Source organism: Nitrosomonas sp. TNE100, assembly GCF_055387135.1.
The window spans coordinates 583,947-610,016 of the sequence record NZ_AP040997.1; the positions used below are offsets into that span (position 1 = coordinate 583,947).

General features: G+C 47.2%; 10 protein-coding genes. 3 read left to right on the top strand and 7 right to left on the bottom strand.

The features are described 5' to 3' along the window. Positions 1-2: 2 nt before the first annotated feature. Both ACZ5EJ_RS02945 and ACZ5EJ_RS02950 read right to left on the bottom strand, forming a co-directional pair. Positions 3-1,841, bottom strand: a complete 1,839-nt coding sequence (locus tag ACZ5EJ_RS02945) for an AMP-dependent synthetase/ligase (RefSeq protein ID WP_074455497.1) — start codon at positions 1,839-1,841, stop codon at positions 3-5. Further along, on the bottom strand, positions 1,838-4,174 hold the full coding sequence (locus ACZ5EJ_RS02950) for an acyl-CoA dehydrogenase (RefSeq protein ID WP_074455498.1): 2,337 nt from the start codon (positions 4,172-4,174) through the stop codon (positions 1,838-1,840). Before ACZ5EJ_RS02950 ends, ACZ5EJ_RS02945 begins: the two co-directional genes overlap by 4 nt. A 253-nt stretch (positions 4,175-4,427) precedes the next feature. On the opposite strand from ACZ5EJ_RS02950, the gene ACZ5EJ_RS02955 reads away from it, so the two are divergent. Then, on the top strand, positions 4,428-11,990 hold the full coding sequence (locus ACZ5EJ_RS02955; RefSeq protein ID WP_464557404.1) for a SpvB/TcaC N-terminal domain-containing protein: 7,563 nt from the start codon (positions 4,428-4,430) through the stop codon (positions 11,988-11,990). A 60-nt stretch (positions 11,991-12,050) separates the two neighbouring features. After that, positions 12,051-12,326, top strand: a complete 276-nt coding sequence (locus ACZ5EJ_RS02960) for a hypothetical protein (RefSeq protein ID WP_464557406.1) — start codon at positions 12,051-12,053, stop codon at positions 12,324-12,326. Between the two features lie 26 nt (positions 12,327-12,352). Here the strand turns inward: ACZ5EJ_RS02960 and ACZ5EJ_RS02965 are convergent, their stop codons facing one another. Beyond that, positions 12,353-12,733: a PIN domain-containing protein gene (locus ACZ5EJ_RS02965; RefSeq protein ID WP_464557407.1), complete on the bottom strand. Its 381-nt coding sequence runs from the start codon at positions 12,731-12,733 to the stop codon at positions 12,353-12,355. Continuing rightward, positions 12,730-12,996 (bottom strand): AbrB/MazE/SpoVT family DNA-binding domain-containing protein, encoded by a 267-nt coding sequence (locus ACZ5EJ_RS02970; RefSeq protein WP_074455521.1) that lies wholly within the window; start codon positions 12,994-12,996, stop codon positions 12,730-12,732. Before ACZ5EJ_RS02970 ends, ACZ5EJ_RS02965 begins: the two co-directional genes overlap by 4 nt. 154 nt (positions 12,997-13,150) lie before the next feature. On the opposite strand from ACZ5EJ_RS02970, the gene ACZ5EJ_RS02975 reads away from it, so the two are divergent. Next, positions 13,151-22,438 carry a Tc toxin subunit A-related protein gene (locus tag ACZ5EJ_RS02975; protein ID WP_464557409.1) on the top strand — a complete coding sequence of 3,096 codons (9,288 nt, stop codon included), beginning with the start codon at positions 13,151-13,153 and terminating at the stop codon, positions 22,436-22,438. Positions 22,439-22,607: 169 nt separating this feature from the next. Here ACZ5EJ_RS02975 and ACZ5EJ_RS02980 read toward each other — a convergent pair whose 3' ends face one another. The 3 genes from ACZ5EJ_RS02980 to ACZ5EJ_RS02990 all read right to left on the bottom strand — a co-directional run bounded on the left by ACZ5EJ_RS02980 (position 22,608) and on the right by ACZ5EJ_RS02990 (position 25,963). Then, positions 22,608-22,988: a DoxX family protein gene (locus ACZ5EJ_RS02980; protein ID WP_464557410.1), complete on the bottom strand. Its 381-nt coding sequence runs from the start codon at positions 22,986-22,988 to the stop codon at positions 22,608-22,610. Between the two features lie 47 nt (positions 22,989-23,035). After that, a complete protein-coding gene (locus tag ACZ5EJ_RS02985; protein ID WP_464557411.1) occupies positions 23,036-23,899 on the bottom strand; it encodes a pirin family protein in 864 nt (287 codons plus the stop codon). A 414-nt stretch (positions 23,900-24,313) separates the two neighbouring features. Further along, positions 24,314-25,963, bottom strand: coding sequence for a hypothetical protein (locus ACZ5EJ_RS02990; protein WP_464557412.1), 1,650 nt, complete (start codon positions 25,961-25,963; stop codon positions 24,314-24,316). Positions 25,964-26,070: the final 107 nt, after the last annotated feature.

Consider the following 26,070-nt stretch of genomic DNA (forward strand, 5'->3'; position numbering starts at 1 on the left):
ACTTAATGGCTGACATAAAGCTTGTCAATTTCGGCCTGGTAGTGTTTATAAATATTTTTTCGTTTTAATTTGAGAGTGGGAGTGAGCATTTCATTCTCTACCGTCCAGGGTTCAGGAATAAGCAGTGCACGGTGAACTTTGGCGTAGCCTGGGAAGCCGCTGATCTGCTGGGCGATTTTTTCCAGAATGATTTCTTCAGCATATTCATCATAAGCCAGTGCATGCGGATCATTTTTTGTATTGCAGTGCGTAGCAACGACTTCCCATCCATGCTTGCTCAGGACAACCAGCGCGCTCAAATAGGAACGTCCTTCTCCAATAATCATGACCTGTTCGAAGATCGGATCATGCAAAATGGCCGCTTCCATGTCAGCTGGCGGTATTTTCTCACCGGTGGACGTGACGATAATATCCTTTAGCCGGCCGGTAATGGTGATTCTTCCCTGTTCGTCGATCTGTGCGGTATCTCCGGAATCAAGCCATCCATCTGCAGATAAGATGGCACTGGTGGCTTTCGGATTGTTCCAGTAACCCAGCATGACGTTGGGACCGCGAATCAGCAAGGCATTCTGCTCGCCCAGCTTGACCTCCACTCCGGGAATAGGTTTACCGACGCTGGCCGGGACATTATCGTTCAACCGGTTGGCGCAGACGACCGGGCTGGTTTCGGTCAGCCCGTAACCTTGCAGGATAGGTAATCCCAGTGCGATAAAAGTATGCGAAACTTCTGGCGATAATGCTGCGCCTCCACTCATTACTTGCCACAGCCGTCCGCCCAGTTTTTCCATCACCTTGCGGGCGATCAATCGATCAAGCAGTGGCCACAGCAGGTGTGAAATCCGCCAGCCAGTACGCCCCTGCTGATATTCAAAACGGCTGTATCCCACATCGACAGCCAGCTTGAATAACAGTCTGGCCACTGCAGAGCCTTCGGCCAGTTTTTCCTGGATTCCCACATAGATTCTCTCGTAAATTCTGGGTACTGAAATCAAAATGGTGGGCCGGATGATCAAGAGATCTTCCGATAACTGGCGAGTGGAACGTGCATAGGCGATTGTTGCGCCACATAGCATGGGAGTGTAGTAGCCGGCTGTGCGCTCAAAAGTGTGGGACAGCGGCAAAAACGACAACAATATATCATCCGGCGTCACCGTAACAATCTGTGCACAAGCATGGGCATTGGACAAAATATTGTGATGGCTCAGCATTACTCCTTTCGGGCGACCAGTTGTACCGGAAGTGTAAATAATGGTGGCCAGGGAATCAGGCTGATTCTCAGCGAGTGGACTATTCTCCGGTTTCTCCGGCAGCCAGTCCCGCAATGCGATGGCGCGTTGATGACCTGTCAGATGCACGTCTTGTGAAGTAGTGCTCATAATGACGATGCGCTTCAGTTGGCCAAGTTGCCCGGCAACTTGGCTAAATGCCTCCCACCGCGCCATGTTCTCCAGTAGCAGCAGACTGGCACCTGCATTATCCAGACACCAGGCGGCATTCTCAGCCCGATCCTCGATATAAAGCGGTACGACCACCAATCCCAACCCAAGTGCTGCCTGTTCAAACATGACCCATTGCGGGCAATTACGCACCATGATGGCCACCCGATCGCCAGGAGAGAGATTTTCCCGGGAAAATGCAGTCCGCCAGAGTTTAACAGCGCTGGCCATATCATCCCATGTGTAATCCAGCCAGGCTTCCTGGCTGACATCGTAGTCACGATAGGCGGTTGTGTGGGGGGTGCGTCTGACCCGTTCTTGGAACAACCCATCAAGCGTCCGGGCCGTTTCAACGGGGATCACGTCCATGTTCCGGGATGGTGTGGCGGCAGTTATATGATTCATGCCGGAATTTCTCCTTGTGGATTACCCGCCTGCTGCAAATCAGGTGAGAAATCATCCACCATGATGACGCGGCGGCGCAAGTCTTTCATTTCTGCCAGTAAAGTAGCTTCTCTATCGCTGATAATGCCTTGCGCCAGCGCCTGATTGATTTGTTCATCTTCGTGGGTAGTCAGGGTTTTATCTTTGACTGCTTGCCTAAGTCTGGCTTCAATTGGTTCGCAGGAGATGGCGCTAACCATGGCTTGCCCGAGTAATGCCAGGGGATCATCCTTGTCAGCTGGCAGGTAAATTCCCATTGTCAGGCGATCACGTGCTTCTCCAGGGGTCAGAATAAGTCGGGCGACTTGATGTGAAAGCGTATCAGAAGGCAGCTGGCAGCGCATGCCGCGCGGAAAGACCATGAGTCGCAACAGGCACCGCGTGACTTTGCTGACCGGGAAATTAAGCAGGAATTCATGGAGTGCTTGCTGCATACGGTAGAGTGCATCCTGCATGGACCAGTGTAAAAATGGCAGATCGGCAGCAGGGCGGCCATCATCCTCAAAACGTTTAAGCGTGGCTGAACAAAGATACAACTGGCTGAGCACATCGCCCAGACGTGCGGAAAGACGTTCACGCCGCTTGAGTGTGCCACCCAGCTTCAGCATGGCAACATCCGTTAGCAGCGCAAAGGAAGCAGAGAAACGTGTCAGCTGTCGGTAGTAATTGACAGTTTCACTGGCTGCATTTGCCGGCACTTCTTTGATCAATCGCAGACTGAAACCAAAAATCAGACTGCAGAATGCATTGCGCAAGGTAAAGGCTACGTGTCCGATCAATGCCTTATCAAACGCTTGCAGACTGCGCTTCCTGTCTTGATCCCAAGCTGCGCTGATTTCCTGCAGCGTGAAAGGATGGGCACGGATAGCACCTTGTCCAAAGATGATCATGTTGCGTGTCAGGATATTGGCACCTTCTACGGTGATTCCCACCGGTGTCTGCTGATAGGTGCGTGCCAGATAATTGGAGGGCCCCAGACAAATTCCCTTGCCGCCGTGAATATCCATGGCATCGTTAATCGCCTGGCGGCTGCGTTCGGTCAGATGATATTTGACGATTGCTGAAATGACCGAAGGCTCCTCGCCTAGATCAACTGCACCGGCAGTCATGACGCGTGCGGCATCCATCATATAGGTGTTGCCGGCGATGCGGGCAAGTGCTTCCTCCACCCCCTCGAAATAACCAATTGGCAATCTGAATTGTACGCGTACCCGACCATAGGCACCGCTGCTCCAGGCAGATAACTTGGCTGCACCGACACTGGTGGCCGGCAGCGAAATCGATCGGCCGACGGAAAGACTGTTCATCAGCATGCGCCAGCCTTGTCCTGCTTTTTCCTGTCCACCAATGATCCAGTCCATGGGAATGAAAACATCCTTGCCGGAATTGGGCCCATTCTGGAAAACACCATTCAGGGGAAAATGTCTGCGACCAATATCAATCCCCGGTGTATTGGTCGGAATCAGTGCCAGCGTAATGCCGATATCCTTTTCACCGCCAAGCAATCCATCCGGATCATATAGTCTGAATGCGAGCCCCAGCAAGGTGGCAACCGGCCCCAGCGTGATATAGCGTTTTTCCCAGTTGATGCGTATTCCCAGTACATCCGGCTGACCATCAAACTCAGCGCGGCAGACGATGCCGGCATCCGGAATGGATCCGGCATCCGAACCGGCTTCCGGCCCGGTCAATGCAAAGCAGGGGATTTCGGTACCATTGGCCAAGCGCGGCAAATAATGATTTTTCTGCTCTTCCGTTCCGTAATGCAGCAATAACTCGGCCGGACCGAGTGAGTTGGGCACCATCACCGTAACCGCTGCGGTGTTGCTGCGCGAACTGATTTTCATCACCACTTCTGAATGTGCCAGTGCAGAAAAGCCGAGCCCACCGTATTCCTTGGGAATAATCAGTGCAAAAAAGCGGTTTCCCCGGATAAATTGCCAGACATCAGGCGGAAGATCATGCCGTTCATGCGTGATATGCCATTCATCCAGCATGGCACATAACTGCTCAACGGGGCCATCGAGAAAAGCCTGTTCCTCCGTACTCAAAGTTGGTTTGGGATAGGCCAGCAGCTTGCCCCAATTTGGTTTGCCGCTGAAGAGTTCACCTTCCCACCAAACTGTACCGGCGTCGAGCGCCTCCTGCTCGGTTTGGGAAATTTGTGGCAACAGCTTGCGAAAAACTCTCAAGGCAAGGTTGGAGACAATGTTGCGGCGTAGAAACGGCACCGTGAATAATGCCACGATGAGGACAAGCAACGCGACAAACAGGAGCAAAACAAACTCGGACATGGCTTTCTCCATGAATTTCTAGTGATTATTGATCGCTACACTACCCGAGAATAGGATGCTGTCAAGATTTTGTTTGTATCCGTACTTATGCTCAACAAACTTGGAGAAGCTTGATTTGTGCTTGTCGTTAAGTCTGTGTGAGTTTCTTGAAAAATCTCAATGACGTATGGATTTTTTGAATTACAAGGATTAATATTTTTAAAAGGTAAGCGCAGATTTTACGAAAGTCGGTTGTATTTATCTTTTTTCTGCCATGAAGACAAAATCAGAGGAAAAGAAAGCGCCAGATGAATTCCTCAGCGTAGAGCGGGGAAAAACAAAGTCGAACGCTATCTCCATACCTGCAGTCGAGCTGCCAGGGGGTGGTGGTGCCATTAAAGGGATAGACGAGAAATTTTCAGTAAATCCTGTCAATGGTACCGCCAGTTTTTCAATCCCCTTGCCTTTTTCTCCCGCTCGCGGAAGTTCTCCAAACTTATCTCTTGCCTATGATTCCGGCGCTGGTAACAGTGTGTTTGGCTTGGGATGGCGGTTGTCATTAAGCTCAATCAAACGAAAGTCAGACAAAAAACTCCCGCAATATCTCGATAATATTGATTCCGATATTTTCTTGTTTTCAGAAGCAGAAGATCTGGTTCCGGAGTTTGCGAAGAATCCGGATGGCAGTTTTCAGAGAGACAGTACAGGCAGCTATGTAATTAAGGAAGCTCTATCACCTGATCAACTGTACTTGATTCATTATTACCGGCCGCGTATCGAAGGTCTGTTTGCACGTATCGAGCGCTGGCAGGATAAAACCGGTAGCCGCATAAAATGGCGGGTTATTACCAAAGATAACGTTACGACTTTATTTGGCTGGAGTAATAACTCTGTCATTGTCGATCCTGGCGATAACAATAAAATTTATGAATGGTTACCGGAATTCACTTTTGATGATAAAGGCAACTGTAGTCACTACTTCTATAAAAAGGAAGACAGTAAAGGTCTCGATACCAGTCTGATACAAAATAACAACCGGATAAAAAGCGGTAAGCTGACTTACACCAATCTCTATTTGGCAAAGGTACTTTACGGGAATAAAACACCCTATACCAAATTCAACACCCCATTCCTGCCAGAAGCAGATTACCTGTTTCAGACTGTATTTGATTATGGCGAATATGATTCTGCATCATCCTTCAATCCGGTAAAGGACTGGTTATTCCGCCCTGATGCTTTTTCCGATTACAAGTCCGGTTTTGAAATACGAACAACCCGACTTTGCAAGAAGGTGCTGCTATTCCACTGCTTCAGTGAGCTGCCTGGTGGCTCGGCATTAGTAAAATCACTTGATTTTGAATACGAGGGTAATCATCAGCAAGGTTTCATCTTTCTTCGGTCCATTACCCCTGTTGGCTATATCAAAAAAACTGACGGAAGTTACAGCTCAAAAAGTCTGCCAGCAACCGAATTTTTCTATCAGAAACATGCATGGAACAGCGAAGTTAAAGCTATTTCGCTTGAAGATCTGGCCCATGATCTCATTGGTCTGGATGAGCAGGAATATCTCTTTACCGACTTATTTAATGAAGGGCTTTCCGGCATCCTGACCGAGCAGGCAGGTGGCTGGTATTACAAACACAACCTGGGTCAGGGTAAGTTTGCATCGGCCAGACTCATTTCACCTGAACCTTCATTTACAGGATTAAATTCTGAGCTGCAACTGCTGGATTTAGATGCAGATGGAGGTAAGCAGTTAGTCAATCTCAGCCAGACGCCAAAGGGCTATTTTGAATTGAGTGATGAGGAAGAGTGGCAATCTTTTCGTTATTTTGAACAGATTGCCAATATCAATTTGAGTGACACCAATGCCCGGATGCTGGATTTAAATGGTGACGGCAAAGCGGATGTGTTGATTACAGAGGATCAGGTATTTACATGGTATGAATCAGCTGGAAGAAAGGGTTACCGGCCTGCATGCAAAACCATAAAGCCCTGCGACGAAGAAACTGGCCCGCACATTGTCTTTGCTGACACCAGACAAACGATCTTTCTTGCCGATATGTCGGGCGACGGCTTGACGGACATCGTAAGGATCCGTAACAAGGAGGTCTGCTACTGGCCTAACCTGGGTTATGGCAAATTCGGCTCCAAAGTTGCGATGGACAATGCGCCGGAATTTGATTGTCCTGATGCATTTAACCCGGCGTTTATACGCCTGGCAGACATCGACAGTTCGGGTACGACCGACATCATTTATCTGGGCAAGAATGAATTCAGTTGCTGGATGAACTTGAGCGGCAATGCTTTTGGTACTGTGCCGTTCGAAATTGCCAGTTTTCCGGAAATCCATGATCAGGCTAAAGTGACGATTACTGATTTGCTTGGTAATGGTATTGCCTGCATCGTTTGGTCGAGCCGTTTGACTAAAGACTGTCAATCACCGTTACGGTATATCGACCTGATGGACAGTAAAAAGCCACATGTAATGACCGGCTATAAAAATAATCTGGGCAAGGAAGTTTCTCTGGAATATACATCCTCAACCCGGTTTTATCTGGAAGATAAACAGGCTGGCAAGCCGTGGATTACCAAACTGCATTTCCCGGTTCAGTGTCTTTCCAGAACTGAAACCAGAGATCGGATTTCCGGTTACCGTTTTGTCAGTTCGTACAAATACCATCACGGTTATTACGATCATGCCGAGCGGGAGTTTCGTGGTTTCGGCATGGTTGAGCAAATCGACAGTGAGGATTTCGAGCATTGGGTGAAAGGTAATGCTTCGAATATTGTTGACCAAACCCTGCATCAGCAACCGGTCGTGACTAAAACCTGGTTTCATACTGGTGCATTCTTAAAGAGAGAAAAAATTCTTGGCCAGTTTGCCGAGGATTACTGGTATGCAGAGATGCGGCGGCAGGGCTTTGATGCCGTGAACCTCGAAATACCTTTGCAGGATGCCAGATTGATTGCGGCACCCGGCCTGGATGATTCTCTGCTGGCTTACCTCGGCTTCGATGAATGGCGAGAAGCGTTACGAGCCTGTAAAGGTATGAGTTTACGCTCCGAGATCTTTGCAAATGATGCGCCTCTGGATAATCCAGCACCGGAACAACTGCAAAAAGTCTTGACACCCTATTCGGTTGCTACTCATAACTGCGTCATCGAGCTGTTACAACCGAAAGGGCAAAATCCTTACGCCATTTTTGTCGTCAAGGAAAGTGAAGTAATTACCTACAGTTATGAACGGCGAACCGATGATCCGCGTATCGCGCATACACTGAATATCAAACTGGATGAGTACGGCAATGTTCTGGAATCAGCCTCGATTGTCTATCCACGGTTAAAAGCCGATATCGCTTTACCGTTAGTTACCCGGCAAGCGCAAAACCAGACCTTGATCATTTATACCCAAAACCGTTTTACCAGCGACATCAATACAGCGGAAGCATACCGGCTCAGACTGCCTTCGGAAACGATTACCTACGAGATAAGAAATGCGGCTAAATCCGGTGGTTTATATGCGATTAGCGATTTTGAATCTATCCTTGATACCGCTACCTCACTTGAATACCATCAACTTGCCAGCAGCCTGGCAACAGGGATGCTACAAAAACGGTTGATTGAACATGTTTGTACACTGTATCGCGGCAACAATCTGACTGCGCCGTTGCCTCTGCATACCCTGGAATCACTGGCGTTACTGTTTGAAAGCTATCAACTGGCTTATACGCCCGACTTACTGAGCGATATTTATGGAGATAAGGCAGATAGTTCTCTGATGCTCGAGGGCAAGTTCACCCAGTTTGGCGGAGATGGCAACTGGTGGATACGTTCTGGCACGACGCAATACATTGAAGCCACCGAAAACGCACTCGATGCTCAGAATCGTTTCTATATACCGATTTCGTATGTCGATCCTTTTGGTGCTAAAACAAAAGTGCGCTATTACAGCAGCTATTTCCTGTTGATTGAGGAAATTGAAGACACTCTTGGCAATAAGCAAAAGGTCGATCAATTCAATTTTCGCACTTTATCCCCCCGACGTATGCGGGATGCCAACGGTAACTTTTCAGAGGTACTGGTTGATGAACTGGGTTTCGTTAAAGCCTTGGCGATCTTCGGCAAAGGTAACGAAGCGGATGATCTGAATGGGCTGAATGAATTTACTGATGGTGCCGAGCAAATATTAATCGATGATTTCTTCCAGGCACCCGGTTCGGATGTATTGGTCACGCACGCCAAAAATCTGTTGCAGCATGCCACCGCTCGCTTTGTTTACGATCTGGACACTTACAAAAACTCCGGCAAACCGGCCGTGGTGGCGTCGATCCTGCGGGAAGAGCATTTTCAGAAAAATAACGATTCCCCGGTTCAGCTCAGTTTTGAATACTCCAACGGTCTTGGTCAGGTTGTCATGAAAAAAGCCCAGGCTGAGCCGGGCATAGCAACACAAGTCATTATCAACCCCGATAGCAGTTACACCCTCACCGACATCGATACCAGCGCACTCAACCCCAGACAACTGCGCTGGATCGGCAATGGCCGCACAGTGCTGAATAACAAAGGCAATGCCGTCAAGCAATATGAACCCTATTTTTCGGTGACGCATCAATTCGAAGATCTGAAGGAACTGGTCGAGTCCGGCGTCACACCGTTGATGTACTACGATGCGCCCGGACGGCTGATCAAAACCAAACTGCCGGACGGTACCTTGTCCCGTACCGAATTCGATTCATGGAAACAGGTCATCTTCGACCCCAACGATACCGTGCTGGAATCAGACTGGTATAAAAACCGCAGCACTCACCTGATCGATGCAGAACTGCTTGCCGCAGGCAAAGATCCGGACAAGGAAAAATTCGCTGCCGAGCAAGCGGCCAGACACGCCAATACACCGACCACCCAGCATTTCGATACCTCGGGCAGGCCGATCCTTTCGGTTGAACATAACCGCAGCATCAGCAACGGTGCGGATGAATATTATTTCACCCGAGCCGATCTCGATATCGAAGGCAATCTGCGCAAAGTGACCGATGCACGCGGTAATGTTGTGATGCAGTACAAATATGACCTGCTCGGTAACAAGGTATACCAGAACAGTATGGATGCCGGACAGCGCTGGCTGCTGATCAACGTACTGGGCAATCCGCTGCGCACCTGGGACGAACGTAACCATGAATTCCAATATTATTACGATACCTTGCACCGACCCACGCAGAGTAAGGTGATCGGTGGCGATGACGGCGTGGTACTGAACCATATCTTCGAGCGGATTTTCTACGGTGAAGACGAGCCCGCCCCGGAATCGAAAAATCTGCGCGGGCAAATTATCAAACATTACGATACCGGCGGCGTGACACTCCTCCCGGAGTACGATTTCAAAGGTCAGGCCACTTCAACTATCCGTAAGTTGTTTAAACATTACAAGGAAGTGGTCAACTGGGTAGATGCCAATCTGCTCAATGATCTGGAAGCTGACAGCTTTACTTTCAGTACCGAAACCGATGCCCTGGGGCGAATCAGCCAGCAAATCGCACCGGATGGCAGCATCATTACCCCTTCCTACAATGGAGCCGGCTTGCTGAATGCAGAAACTGTTAAACACCCGCATTTGCCCACAAATTCCATCTATATAAAAGACATCGACTACAACGAAAAAGGCCAGCGCAACAAGATTGTGTACGGCAACGATGTCATCACCGAATTCACTTACGATGAAGAAACCTTCCGCCTGATTCGGCTTGAGACCAGGCGGCAAAACAACGATCCGCTGCAGGACTGGCGCTATACGTTTGATCCGGTCGGCAATATCACGCATATCGAAGACAAAAACAGCCCGGTGGTATTTTTTGATAACCAGAAAATCACCAGTATTGCGCAATATGCCTACGATGCTTTGTATCGCCTGGAAACCGCTAGTGGGCGAGAGAATAACCAAATCTTGGCATTCGACAGCCAGGATAACTGGAACGATGCGGCTTATTTACAGCAACTGAACCCCGGCGACCCGATGGCGATGCGCAACTACACGCAAAGCTACCAGTACGACGCAGTCGGCAACATCCTGCAGATGAAGCACCAGGCTCCCGGCAATGCCTGGGTGCGAAACTACAACTATCAGGGCAGCAACAACCGCCTGATCAGTACCCAGATTGGCGCCCATACCTATCAGTATCCGCACCATACCCAGCACGGCTATATGACCGCCATGCCGCATCTGGAAGACATCGGCTGGAATTTCAGGGAAGAGCTGATCAGAACCATCCGCCAGCGCCGCCTGGATGGCGGCACGCCGGAAACTACTTATTACCAGTACGACAGCCAGGGCCAGCGCATCCGCAAGCTTACCGAGCTGTCCGTGAATCCGGGTAATACACCAGCCTTGAAGGATGAGCGCATCTATATCGCCGGCTATGAACGCTACAAACAGCACAGTGGCCCTGATGCGGGTTTGGAGCGGACCAGCCTGAGCCTGATGGATCAGCAGCACCGCTTTGTGATGATCGATACCGAAACCCGGCCAAAGATCATTCTAGGGGTTCCGTCAGGCCGTACTGATCCTGAACAAACCGTGCGTTATCAGTTGCATAACCACCTGGGTTCAGCAGCGCTGGAACTGGACAATGCCGCTCAGGTGATCAGTTACGAGGAATATCATCCTTATGGTACGACGGCGTTTCAGGCAAAGAATGCTGCGATCAAAGCGGCGGCGAAACGCTATCGCTATACCGGGATGGAGCGGGATGAGGAGAGCGGGTTGGAATACCACAGTGCCAGGTATTATTTACCTTGGCTGGGGAGGTGGACGGCATGCGATCCACTCTGGATGGGCAACCCGCGTGCAGCAGAGAAACCAGAAGTCAAGTTCCGAAGCGGGATGGCGAAAGATGATGTCACGCAAGGCGTGGATACCCAACGGTCGAAAGATGAGAATACTTTCACACCACGTAAGCCCCCAGGATCGCGAGATCGCGCTAGGTGGCACAAAAGCTTATCGTACCGAACATCACATGTTGCATGCGATCAATTATTTGCATATGTAAATAACAATCCAATTCTGTTTATCGACGCTGATGGGTTCCAAGCAACACCGGCCGATCTTGCTCAGTTGATCCAGCAACGCGGAGACGCACTGATCCAATTCATGGGAACTCACCATGGCCTTTTGAGAGGAACATTTGAAGCCACGTTAGCTGAGGCACAGGGTGCCCAGCTTACTGGTTCGGCTGGGCAAACATTTCAACATTTTCAAAGCATGCAACAGGCTGCGAGCGGCTTAGCTACTCGCCAAGGCGAGCTCACGCAGCTTCTTCAGACGCTACAGCGAGCAGATCCGGCATCGGCTCGAGACATTGGAAACGCCATACGACCGGCCCTAGCGCGATCTCGCGAGCTGCTGGCCCTTGCTCAAGAAACAGAGAGTATCGTCACCGAATTACAAAATACTGGGAACTCAGGACGCCTTGACGGAATACCTCTACAAACAGGCCGTGATGCAGCCAGGCTGGCATCAACACAACTCAATCAAATGAGATTGAGCTTGGTACCCAACGCAATTACTAGCGGCTTCCAAAGTACGATGGACAAAATTAGGCAACTTCCAGTTACGTTATCGGATTTGCGCGATAGGGCTAAGGATGTAGGAGCCGCAGTTGGTACTGGATTTTCAGCTTTGCGCGCGGGAGCAGCAACTGCGGGTCGCTCCGCTGCGGCCCGATTCCTTGGAGCTGCATTGGAATTTTTGGGTGCCTTCGGATCTCGTCTTGTAACGCCTTTAATTATCATCATGCCGCCAGGCGGACTATTGCCTGGCCGCTCTCCGACTGAGGCATAGACCGTTGAAATGAGGGCCGTAGGGCGGAAGCCGATAGGCGTTCCGCCATGATGAGATTGGATGTTTGTTTTGATTTGGCGGATCACCCTATCGGGTATCCGCCCTACGATGACGGAGCGTTATGCCGGATTATCGACGTTACCGGGTGCCGGGCGGGACATATTTTTTACGGTTAACTTGTTGGAACGGAAGCTGGATTTGCTGGTGCGGCATATTGATTACGTGCATTGGAATCCGATGAAGCAGAGTTGGGTGTGGAAGGTGCGGACTGGCCTTATTCCAGTTTTCATCGTTATGTGCGTGCTGGCACGTAATTACACGGGATTCGACAGATAACGAATTAACAATAGACAATCGAAAGGTTAACGCAGGCAATGAACTTTGATAGGCAGTTCCAGTGTTGTCCAGATTCGATCAGCGGTCAGTACCGGTGCTTGCAAGCTGTACCCCAGGCTCAAGCAGGCGCGGTCGCCCAGGGACAAGCCCGACTGCCGGGTTTGTTGCCAGAGCCGTCCGGCATATTCGGCCTCTTCCACAGTAAAAGGCAAAATGACCAACCCCAGGGCACAGACATCCTGCTGCATTCCTTCAATATCAACACCTGCGGCAGCCGATTTCTGCACGACTTCTGCCCAGTTGACGCTGGACATCGAGGCTTCTGCCAGCAGCGCATCAACTTGCTCGTGTCCGGGTTCATCCTGCAAATAAGCCAGCAGCGCCGAGGCATCCAGTACAACAGTCATCTGTCAGCATCCCGTTTTGCTTCTTCGTGCCGTTCAGCGATCAATTCGTCGGCCAGACTGACGGATTTGGGCACATGGGCAAAGCGGTGTTTAAGGCGTTTTTTGATTGTTTCGGCTTTTTCCAGCACAAGACGGCCATTTTCGATGCGGGCAATCAGGTGGTCACCGGATTCAAATCCCAGTGCTTGCCGGAAGGCTGAGGGAATAACCAGGCGCCCCTGGCGGCCCAGTTGGATTTCAGTTTGTGAAAGGATGTTAGTCATAAAGATTGTAAATGTGGCACATTTTTTAAATTGTGCCACGCCAATAAATATTTGGCAAATTGCTGCTGGTTTTGGTGGCGGCACTGTATTTCAAATATGACAGAAATTTTTTAATTTAACTTGATAGCTTACCCTTCCAGATCAGGAGGATGACATGGCTGGACAAAACGAAACTCCGAAACTTGATCCCAGGATCAATTTTTTCAAAATTGATCTGCAGAGTGAAAAGCTGCAGAAGCGCTTTACTGAAATTTTCAGTGCCCAGAGTGGTAACTGGCAAGCCATTAAATCTGAATTGAAGGGTAAGGAAGGATTTACTGATGCGGTGATCGACAAGCTGGAATTTACCCATAACCTGGCGGCATGGGGCAATGATAACGCCAAACTTGTTGATCTGTTTCAGCGGGATGGCAATACAAATTCTTTGCGTGATATTGCCCTGACGTTGAATAAGGCCGCATTCATCGACAAAGTCAGAGTTATCGCTGACGATAAACCGGATGAAGAAAAACACACTTTCGCAATTAACCTGCGCCGAGATCTGTTCAAGCTGGAACCAACGGCAATGCTGGTCAATATGGTCAAAGATGTGAAAGTGCCGTTTCTGAACGATGCTATCGGTATAAACGTTGCCGCAGTATTAACCAGACAGCCCGATTTCAATATCAAAACCACTTCTGTTTACGAGCTGATCAAAAACGAGGAAACCTTCCAGGATATTTCTGCCGATGCCCAGGATGCCGTCAAAATCCAGTTGAAAACCTTACAGCGCATTACCGCTGTCAGCCCGGATCCGGATGCCGTGCCCGTGTTATACAACGCCCGGATACAATCGGCGATGCAAATCTCGGCCTTGCCAATGAAGCAGTTCATAGCGACGCTGAGCGGAAATGATCTGGACGAGAATACCCTGGCACAAATTCACTATAACGCCCAGCAAACACAAATCCGTAACGAACAATTTCTGGTATCAGTTCGGGAAGCTGCCCGGCCTACCGGTGTGGCACTGATCGACAAGAGCCTGGATGCCTATATCCATCCACAGGCGCATGTGATGAAGCCTGTCGGCGCTGCCGTAATTGCGGAAAAACCGAGAGAAGAATATGCAAAAGGGCAAATCGAAAAACATAACCTGTCCTGGGATTTATTGTTCGGTGATGCCGATTTCTGCGAATGCGGCGAATGTAATTCGGTCTACAGCGCAGCTTCCTACTTCGTGGAACTGCTGAATTATCTGCGTAACAACAATCTGGATCCTGATGCACCAGATTCGATTAAGAAAAAAGAAGATCCCAGGGATATTTCCAGCACACCGCTGGAAAAACTGTTCGACCGCCGTCCTGATTTGGGTTGCCTGGAGCTGACTTGCCAGAACACCAATACATTGATTCCGTATGTGGATCTGGTCAATGAGGTGATGGAAAACTATGTTGCCTTCAAAAAGCTGAAACCCTTCAACGTCGATGACGAAACCAGCAGCGAGTTGCTGGCTGAGCCACAACACACTGAATACCAGGCGTACTGCATCCTGAAGAACGAGGTTTATCCTTTTACACTGCCTTACCATCAACCGGTCGATGCGGCACGGACTTATCTGAAATATCTGGATACCAGTCGTCATGAACTGATCGATACCTTCCGGAAAAATAATGCCGGAGATGATGCTGAACTTGTAACACTGAAAGATGAGGCGTTGAACCGGGCTGCCGATGCCGAATTTCTAGGATTGACCATGGAAGAGTACGTCATCCTGACGAAAGAATGCTTTGAAAACATCGAACTGATGCGCAAGCTGAAAAATAATCCTGCGCTGACTAAAGATGAATACTGGACGCTGATCGGCGGCAGATCGGTGCATGAATACTATGGTTACAAGGATGAGCAGTCCATGACGGATGAGCTGCCGCAGATTAAAAAAGAATTCCTTCGCCGGACCGGTATTGATTACTTCAACCTGGTTGATCTGCTGAAGACGGAAACGATCAATCCCTGCGTTCCCAAAGGCCGGGCAAAGACTATTATGGAAAGCCTGCATTTCAGTTACCGCTTTCTGCAGAATTACGCCAAGGCACACGGTATCGACAAAATGGCGGAAGACCTGGTGAAACTGGAAACATTCGCGGATCTTGTTCCCAAGCTGAAAGAGGAAATCGCGCTTCTCACCGGCAAGAAAACCTTGAGTTGCCCCAAGCCCTGTGACGATACATCCGATATTTGCGATAAGGACATCACTTGCTGGGTGAAATGCTACTTTGAGAAAGTCGGCAAGATGATCGTCATCGAAAATGGCAGGGGTTGTGTGGATGGGAGAATTTATTCAAGAAATTCCACGCCCGCTACTTTTGCACCTCAACTTCAAGGCTTGGAGGTGGCTATTGAGGATTGCAAAATCAATATCCATCGCGGCGAATTGGTTAAGGTTATTGGTGATATTGACAAGAGTACAGGGAAAGTTACCTTTAACGAAAATGCCGGGCCAATTGATCTGGATGCTTTAAAAAATTCGACTTTCGTCGGGATCAAGGGGGAGAAAGGTGTTTTTCTGACAGTTAATAATGAAATTCACCTGGTTTTGTTTGAGCGGAAAGATACTTGCAATCTCGATACTGCCTTGCTGCAACATCTGGATGGTACGCCCCTGACTGTAGCCGAATACGACAAAATCCATCGCTTTATCCGTTTGTGGCGAAAACTGGGCTGGACGATCGATGAAATCGATCAGGCGATTATCGGACTGAGTATCGAACCGGAATTTGGTAGAGGCTCGGATAACCCGGCAGATTCCCTGTGTGACGAAAATTCCTCCGATGATTGCAGTAACGTTGGTGGTGATTGCGGCGATTGTGGGGACTGTGCAGCAGATATCTGCATCGAAGTATTTGATATCAACCCCAGGCTCATTCATCAGCTGGTTGCTGTTTCCAGATTGCTTAATCAGACTGGCCTGGAGCTGACTAAGCTGCTGTGCTTCTGGACTGAAATCAGTACGTCTGGCGAAAAATCACTATACAAACGGCTATTTCTGACGCACAACATCCTGGGTATCGATAAGGTTTTCAAGGCAGACATCAAGGGCAACTATCTGACTGGCAACGCTAAATTGACAGATCATCTGCCGGTTGTCATGGCCGCCTTGAACCTTTCTTCCGATGATATTCAGGACATCATGAAGTTCGCCAGAATAGAAGATGAATTGACGCTGGGCAATTTATCTTTGCTGTATCGCTACCGTTTGCTATCCAAAACATTGGGCTTAAGAATCTCTGCTTTCCTCAGTATCCCGCCTTTATTTGGTGATATTTTCAAAGATGCCGATGCGTCGTGCGAATTTATGGAACGCTGGGTAAAAATGGAGGATGCCGGATTTACCTGGCAGCAGTTGAATTACATCATCAATGATTTTGACGACATCAAGAAGCCCTTTACCCCAAATCACAGGACAGTTTTATTACTGAGCAAAACGTTGTACGACGGTTTGAATGCTATTGATGTGGATCATCAGGATCTGGTTGCTGATTCGGACATTTCCGATCCGCAGATGCAGGAAATCAATATCCGGCAAAAGGCAACCAGTGATTTGGTGAGAACGAAGGCCAGTTTGCTGTTCGATACCGCTGTTGTTGATAAGCTTGTTGGCTATCTGGAAGGATCTATTGTTTATCAAACCAATGCGCCGGGGAATCTGGATATAACTATTCCTGATGGCAAGACACTTAAAAGCAAACTGAAATATGACAAAACTTCAGGAACCATACAAATTACGGGGATATTGACCGCTACCGAAGCCAATGATTATAAAAATCTGAGCACTCATTCGAAGTGGAACCCGGCCCTCATCCGCATAGAAAAACAACAGGTAAAATTATTCAAAGAGCTATTAGCCGGCATTTTTGAAGAAGAAAAAACCAGAACCGATGCTGAAAAAGCAGGCTTGGAAGCCATAATCAAATCGGGCGATGAAGCGGTTCCGGTAGCTGATATTCCTGAGGGCGATCCGGACCCCAATACGGCACCAAAAAAACGTGTCGCATTTCTGGAGATTTTTCTGCCTTTTTTGCGCCAGCAGTTAACGCATCGGTTTGTCGTCGATACTTTGTCCGGGTTTGCTGAACTGGAAAGCAAAGTTACTGATGAGCTGGTATCAAAGATTCTCAAACTCGGGACCCCTGCTGCACCGATTTACGACATATTTGAAAAAATAAAAGATAGTGTCAAACCTGTTGAAACCGACTGGAGTGGTTATTTAATACCAGCTGCCAATGCCAATTTCACTTTTATCGTAAAAGGCAGTGATGCTGCACCGGTTGTTACCATCGATGGGGTCGCTCTGAATTTTTCTGCTCAGGAAGATCCGACTAATGAATGGTGGAGTGCTGCTGAAGAACTGACTGCTGGCAAGTTGTATAAGTTAAATACAACAGGTATGGCGCTGAAAAATATCTTCTGGAAAACACCGGCAGCAACTATTACCACAATTCCTTCTTCAGCCCTGATTCCTGATTTTGCCTCGAAACAGGCAGAGCCAGCTCTGATCACTTTGAAGAAAGCTGCCATGCTGGTTTCCGGATTTACTTTAAATGCAGATGAAATCAGGTTCCTGAACCTTAATCAGAACTTTCTGGATGAAAATGCCAAGGCTTTGGATTTTAACTCCCTGACGTTGGGGCATTGGCTTCGCCTGGAAGCCTATACCCGTTTACGGAATTCATTGTCGCAGACCAGAATTAATATCCTGGATTTTTGGCATTGGGCTGATGACCCAGCATCTGATGTTACAGAATTAAGTAAAAAAATAAGCGATTTAACGGCCTGGAAGAAAGAGCGTATTGATAAGTTAATTGCTACCGATCATTTTAATATTGGCCAGTTAACCGATTACCGTAACGAAAAGAATCTGCTCAAGTTGCAGAATGCGTTAAATGTGGCAGATAAAATCGGCGTAGATATTGACCTGCTGTTTGATTGGGCTATTCCGACATCAAAATTTGGTAGATGCCGCAAGATTGCAGACAGCATCAAAAACGCGATTCGCGCCCGTTATAACCAGACTGACTGGGAGCAGGTTGTCAAGCCGCTGAATGACCAGTTACGCAATCACCAGCGGGATGCGTTGACGGCTTACTTGTTGCAACAACCGGAACTTCTCGCCTGGAATGTCGTGGATGCCGACGGCCTGTTCGAATATTTCCTGATCGACGTGCAAATGGATGCCTGCATGGAAGCATCGCGGATTAAACAGGCAATTTCATCCGTACAATTATTTATCCAGCGCTGTTTACTGGGACTGGAATCCAAACTCGATCCAAACACTAAAACTGAAATTGGAGTAGCCAGCAATATTCTGGATCGGGAGCGCTGGGATTGGATGCAACGTTACCGCGTGTGGGAAGCCAATCGTAAGGTATTTTTGTATCCGGAAAATTGGATTGAGAGCAATCTGCGCGACGATAAAAGTCCTTTCTTCAAAGAACTGGAAAGTGAGTTGCTGCAAAAAGACATCAACAAGCAGAATGTCACTGACGCACTGAAATCGTATCTTTATAAAGTCGATGAAGTGGCGAATATGGAAGTTGTAGGGTTGTACATCGACGGTAAAAAGAATAAGAATACATCTGTCCCTGGTTGGGAGGGTGGTTCCAAGCTACATGTTTTTTCCAGAACGCGAAATGCGCCTTATTTCTTCTACTACCGCTATCTTGCATTGGATGAGATGAACTGGTATCCGTGGGAAAAGATGCAGGTGGATATACCTAGTTATGATGTTGAAAATAACAATCATGAAATAGTAGGAAATGGATGCTACTTGACCCCAGTTGCATGGAATGGACGGTTATTGATTTTCTTTCCACAAATAATGAGAAAATCGAAGCCTGATGGTGATTCGTCTAAGGGTAGTTTTAATACTTTAGGCAATGATCCAGCGGGCATTAATAAATCCCAGCCTCTTGAGTTCTATGAAATAAAAATGGGATGGAGTGAGTATCGAAATTCAAAATGGACTCAAAAACAGCTTTCCAATAATGTTTTAATTGTTCCATTAACTGAAATAATTACGATTCCTCCAAATACGTATGAAAAACGGCCGATCTTAGGAAGAAGGATTGATCAATTCACTTTCATTCCGGATGTTTCAAATGAACAAATAGTAATTCGGGTAGAAGATCTGGTCGCTAACGATACTACTACCTTTAAAGGATTCACCTTTACAGGAAGCAAAATCGAAGATGATAAGGATATTGGAATCGGTGCAAATTTCTTGCCATCCAGCATTCAAATGGAATTCGGTACAACAGAATTTCATAAATTTTCTAATAATATTCAGTCGTTGCAGTTAAGTGGTAATGCTTGGGGAAATGATGATGCAACATTTATGGTAGAGAAAAACTCAGTTCAATTAAATTATCCAAATAGTAGTATTTCATCCAAGTTTTACTATTCTGAAACGCATGAATTACTCAAGTTAATTAATTTTGGAAAATTAGAAACTTTTTTTAACCATAATGAAAATATCGATGCGATTGAATTTGGTCAATTTCATCAGGATGTGAATCAAATCTATCATGAATTAAAGCATCCTTATTCGCTTTATAACTGGGAGCTATTTTTTCACACACCTATTTTGCTGGCAGATGCACTTAGTAAAGCTCAGCATTTCGAGGAGGCGATGAAATGGTTCCATTTCGTGTTTAATCCACTTGCTGATGGAGCTAAAGACAATCGTTTCTGGCAGTTCAAACCATTCAAGGAAACTGATAGCAGGCGGATACTGGATAGCATTTTTTATTTTCTTGAACCGAATAAGGAAAATAAAGCTATCAATGAATGGCGTAACAAGCCATTCATGCCGCATGTTGTAGCAAGAAGCCGTCCCGTCGCTTATATGAAATGGGTGGTGATGAAATATATCGATAACCTGCTGGCCTGGGGTGATTATTTGTTCCGTCAGGATACGATTGAGACCATTAACCAGGCTACTCAACTTTATGTGTTTGCCGGACATATCCTCGGCCCCAAACCGATGATGATTCCGAAACGCGGCAAGATTAAACCGCAGACTTACCTCGGTTTAGTGGACAAATGGGATGCCTTCGGTAATGCTATGGTGGAACTGGAATTAGCTGCACCGTTTAGCAATCAGACTGATTTACCTTTGGGTTCCTTTGATTCCAAGACAGGGGAAATTGGCTTTGCCAATATTTTTGGTTTTGCCAAAACCTTGTATTTCTGTATCCCGAATAACCCGAAACTGATGGGGTATTGGGATACGGTGGCGGACCGGCTCTATAAAATCCGCCATTGCCTGAATATTGAAGGGATATTCCGCAAACTGCCTTTATTTGAACCACCCATTGATCCGGCGTTATTGGTCAAAGCGGCAGCACAAGGCTTAAGTATTGATTCGGTATTGAATGATCTCAATACACCGATGCCGAATTATCGCTTTTATTATCTGCTGCAAAAGGCGCTGGAGCTGTGCAATGAATTGAAATCCCTGGGTAGCGCCATGCTTTCTGCTATAGAGAAAAAGGACAATGAAACTGTCGCATTGATCCGAGCAAAACATGAAAACGTGATGCAGAACCTGGTGATGGAAATCAAGAAGCAGCAACTGGAGGAAGCGCAAAAGAATATTGAAAGCCTGCAACAGAACCGCAAAACACCGGAAGAGCGGATGAAGTATTACCTGAAACTTGCTGGCCTGGATGAGAGTCTGGTGCCTGGTGATACGGCGGAATTTAATGGTATTCCCAATAATATCGTCACGGTCGATGGCGATAGCGAGTTGAAGCTGATTCCGTCTGAAAAGCAGGATATGGATAAGGCAAGCGAAGCCCAAGATTGGCAAAGAGCAATTGGTATTATTGAAACGTTAGCTAGCGGCTTTCATGTTATTCCATCGGTTGAACCGACAGCCGCCCCTTGGGGAGTTGGTATGAAAGCTGTTATTTTTTCCGGTACTATGCTCGGCAATGCAACGCAAGCAGTTGGCAGAGGACTTCAAGTTCACGCTAGCGATTTATCTTTCGCTAGTTCTAGTGCAGGCAAAAAAGGCGGCTTCACCCGCGCTCTACAAGAACGCATCTTCCAGGCCAATGCCGCCGGATATGAACTCAAGCAAATCGACAAGCAAATTCTCGCACAACAAATCCGTATAGATATTGCCAATCAGGAAATCGTTAATCAACAAAAAGCGATTGACAACGCAACTGAAGTTGAGGAGTTCCTGAAAAACAAATATACCAATGAAGAGCTCTATACCTGGATGCGCAGTAATTTGAAAACCTTATACCGTCAGGTTTATAACCTGGCGTGCGATCTGGCGAAGAAGGCAGAAAAAACCTATCAATTTGAACGCGGGTTGAGTAATTCCAATTTCATTCAGCCGGGTTACTTTGATGCGGGTCGTGAAGGTCTGCTGGCAGGTGAACAATTATATGTTGGGTTAAAGCAACTGGAAGCTGCCTATCAAAATGAGCGCGGCTATGATTATGAGATTACCAGGCACGTATCACTGTATCAGCTCGACCCGTTAGCCATCATACAGCTTAGAGAAACCGGAAAATGTGAGTTTGCAATACCGGAAGCTCTGTTTGATCTGGATTTTCCCGGCCATTACAAACGCAGAATCAAGTCGATCTCACTTTCCATTCCCTGTGTTGTCGGCCCGTATACAGGTATTAATGCTACTTTGACTTTGCTGGAAAATAAATTCCGCAATACGGCCATTGGCGGCAAATCCTATGCGGAGAATACCGAGGAAGAAGATCCCAGATTCAGTGCTTATAAAATACCCATCAATGCGGTTGCTGTCAGTAGCGCACAAAATGACAGTGGTATGTTTGAGCTTAATTTTAAAGATGAGCGCTATCTCCCGTTTGAAGGAGCAGGAGTCATCAGCAGGTGGCGACTGGAGCTTCCGAAAATCCGTCAGTTTGATTACCAGACTATTTCTGATGCAATTGTCCATATTAGATATACAGCCTGTGAGGGTGGTGAAATACTCAAATTAGTAGCTGGCAAATCGTTATCCAAGCAGCTTGAAAATATCACTCAGGCGATTAATGAAACTGGCCTGCATGTTGCCTTGACGATGCGCCATGATATGCCGAATGACTGGCATATGCTGAAGAAGAATGGCTTTGTTGATCTGACTATTACTAAATCCAGATTGCCTTATATGATTCAGATTCTGGACAAGCCGGAAATTGAGGAAGTTATGTTTTTGGCTCAAATCAAGGATGATCCGACTACTTATTCGATATCAATTGATGACTCTGCTCTTGGTCTTGCAAAGATTAGTAATGAACTGAAATTATGTCGTGGCAAGAGCGAAGCTATCAAAATTGATAAACCATTTAAACTCTCAGTAGAGACTGACTTGGTAAAGCTGGAAGAGTTGTTTTTTATTATTAAATACAAGGTTGCTCAGCTCGGTAAATAGATCTGGAACTGGTGAGATGTGGTTTTTTATTGACTGTGGCTTCCATCAGTCAAATGGAGAATTTATAGATATCTCGCGTGGAGAAGCCACTTAAATCTGACGGAATTGTTTAAAAACCCGGCTGCATGCAGCCGGGCTAATGATCAGTTTCGGATAATCTGTGATTTTATCAAGCTCTGCTGCTGCGGTTGTCCAGGCTGTAGCCACCGGCACCATGCACTGCCAGCAGAGTGAAGCCACCTGCGATGGCAATATTCTTCATGAACATGATCATTTGTGTCTGATCGGCAAGATTGCTGTGAAAAATTACTGCTGCTGCCAGTGTAAACAGTGCCAGAGCGACAGATACCAGGCGGGTTTGCCAGCCAATGATAATTGCCAGAGCCCCACCCACTTCAAGCAGAATGACCAGTGGCAATAGTGTTCCTGGAACGCCCATTGCATCCATATAGCCTTGTGTATCTGCATAGCCACTAATTTTTGAAATACCTGCGAGTAAAAATATTTGTGCCAGAAGCAAACGTGCAACGAATTGACTGATTTTTTCCATTTGAATCTCCTTGCCAGTAAGCTGGTGTTTCTTAAAAATACTTTTTATTACTTGCGTTTAATCCATGCTTTATCACGCACAAACTGATTGGATTGGTAATCCTGTAGCGCCTCATCAATTTGTTCGCGAGTGCTCATGACAAACGGGCCATACTGCACGATTGGCTCGTGCAACGGTTTTCCGCTGACTACAATGAAACGTGCCCCTTGTTCTCCTGCCACGAAGTCGAAAATACTGTCGTCAACACCTATCACAACCAAAGAATGAAGTGCGACAGCCTGTCCGTTAAATTGTCCATTGCCTTCAAATACATAAGTGAAGCTTGTGTTCTGCGCCGGCAACTGGTGCTGAAAATGCCGTCCGGGCTGTAGCTGTACATCAAAATAAGTTACCTGCGTCAAATCATCCTGGATCGGTGCAACGGTATCGCCGAAACAGCCAATTAACACTTTCAGCCGGTAGTCTGCTGTTTCTATCACTGGGAATGCCGCTGCAGGAAATTCCTGATATTCCGGATGATCCATTTTGTTGACCGCAGGCAGATTAATCCACAGTTGGAATCCACGCAGCAAGCCATTTTCCTGTTTCGGCATTTCGGAATGAATCACCCCGCTGGCCGCTTTCATCCACTGTGCTGAGCCCGGTTCGAGGTTGCCGGTATTGCCCATGCTGTCCTGATGCTGCATATAGCCATCCAGCATATAGGTAAAGGTAATAAATCCCCGATGCGGATGGGAAGGAAAGCCGGCAATGTAATCATTCGGGTTGTCACTGCTGATGTAATCCAGCAACAGAAAAGGATCGTAATTGCGCAGTGCCGGCGTGCCAATTGTGCGATGTACGACCACACCGGCACCTTCGGATACCGCCATTGCAGGAATGATTCGTACAGCATTCATTGATGTATTCATCGTTTTCTCCTTTTCTGTGATGCATTGACAGGTTCTGCTTGCTGGAAACATTATCACCGTTGCTTAAAATAGAATAAACATCGTTTTGTGGAAATTATTGTTCTTATATAAAGAACAATAAAGGTAAGCAAAGGAATGCAATGGATCGATTGGAAAATATAAGCCTGGAAACCACAGTTGGATGCAACCATCGACTGTGATTTCCAGGTGATTGATACTCCTGAAATGGGAAACCCGGTTGCTGTGATTACAACATTGCCAAGCCTTCCAGACTGATCAGGAGGGAGTTAACAGCTTTGTGAACAACATTGATTGGGCCAACCGGGATCACATAGGGATTAAACCTGAATCCGGCAGTTGGATGCGCTCGCCAGCACCACTCTCGCGGCGCTGCCTCTCTTTGCGCGTAATGGATTATAAATATCTCTTGTATCCCGAATCTAGATATCTGATCAGAACACAGAATCCGGCCAGCAGCAGCCAGATGCTACTCGGTTCCGGTACGGCTGCAGGAGGATTACCCGGCAGCTGATTGATGCCAACCGTGAAAGATGGTCCGATAATCTTGTTAAACCCACTAAGCCCGAAACTTTTATCGAAAACAGGAAAAGATAAAAGATTTATATCAAACAGAGTTCTATCAATTCCTAATAAGTCATTCAGGCTGACTGGATTGAAATCAACTAAATTAAGTGAGCCAATAGATGCAGTGGCTCCCAGCTTTAGTAAATCAAGCGTCCCGACAAGATTAAGGTAGAGCTCCGTGATATTTTTGAATGTGGCATCGACTCCAAATGTTGGCGTAAATGTCGTCTCTTGCGAAATCGCGAATTCGGGTAAATCATTCCACAATCCCCTCCAGTTCGATTGTGCTTCCGTCATGCCCGCAATTTGGACCGGGTCGCTGAATTCCAAATCAACCATCAATGTGGGACGAAAATCAAATCCCTGGCCAACGCGGAGAACAGGTCCCGCATCAACGTCGATCAGATCGAGAGATATCGTAAATTTAAGCGGACCAGCGTCGATCAAATTAAGATTGAGACCCGCAGGAGGCAGGCCGGCAAAAATCGTTGCGATCCCGTCGATATCCCATTGTGCAGAAAGCAAATCATCTTCCCCGTTGGAGATTACATTGGTATTGATTCGTGGGGGAGTAGGAAGACCAGGTATCGGGAACGGGGCATATGTAGGGTCGTCAAGCGAGCCACTTGTGGCAATATTCGGTATATTCAGGCCAATTTCGACTAGATCGACAGTAATCTCGGGTGCCGGATTCGGCATCGTATTGGCAAGCGAAAAGCCTGATGAATCTGTGAGTTTGATACCGACATATGGTGGCACCGGGGAAACGCCTCCTTCAAGTGTCAGGCTCCGGTTTGCAATGGGGATCTCTGCAAGGGGTTCCCCGCTTGGTAGAATGCCGTCGAGTATTTTCAGGCTACCAGGATCGATCGACAGTACGCGCTGATCCAGATTGATGTTCGGTAATTGCCCACTGCCGCTTGCACAACCGATAGCTGCACCACAAATCCCAGCATCAATCGAACCCGAAAGCTGCATGATCGCGCTGAAATATGCCTCGATTTCAGGTGATTGTGTTTTGATCGTACCATTTACAAAGTTATTGCTGGTATTGATGTTGAAAAACTGTCCAGCACGTACCGTATCCGGCAATTCGGCTGACAGATTGAAGCCAGCGGTCGTATCAACCGAGCCGCTATCGACAGAGTAACCGAAATCGAGACCCACTTTCCCTGATGTTTGTACCTTAAGAGAGGCTGTTCCGAGAAGGTTAGATTCATCTATTATCGTAGCGGTTTTATTGTTCCATTGCGTGCCGACGAAAACGGAATCCGATTTCTGGAAGGCTGTTCCCGGCCCCCACATGCTTTGATCTGTGCTTTTGAATTCGAGAAGTCCCGGATCATAAATCACACCCGCCCAGGCCGGTGCAACGATAAACGCACCAAGGATCAGTGTTGTGGTAATTAAGTTGCTTAACGTTTGTCTTTTTTTCTCGCAATTTCTAAATAAGATCAGGGTTTTCTTGGTATTTTTCACATCATAATCCTCATTAAAGTAACCCCGAGATTTGTACAACGGCTTTCAAATGCTTATCAGATTCCATCATACCATCCTGGGAGTTGTTGAAAATATTCAAAAAACAT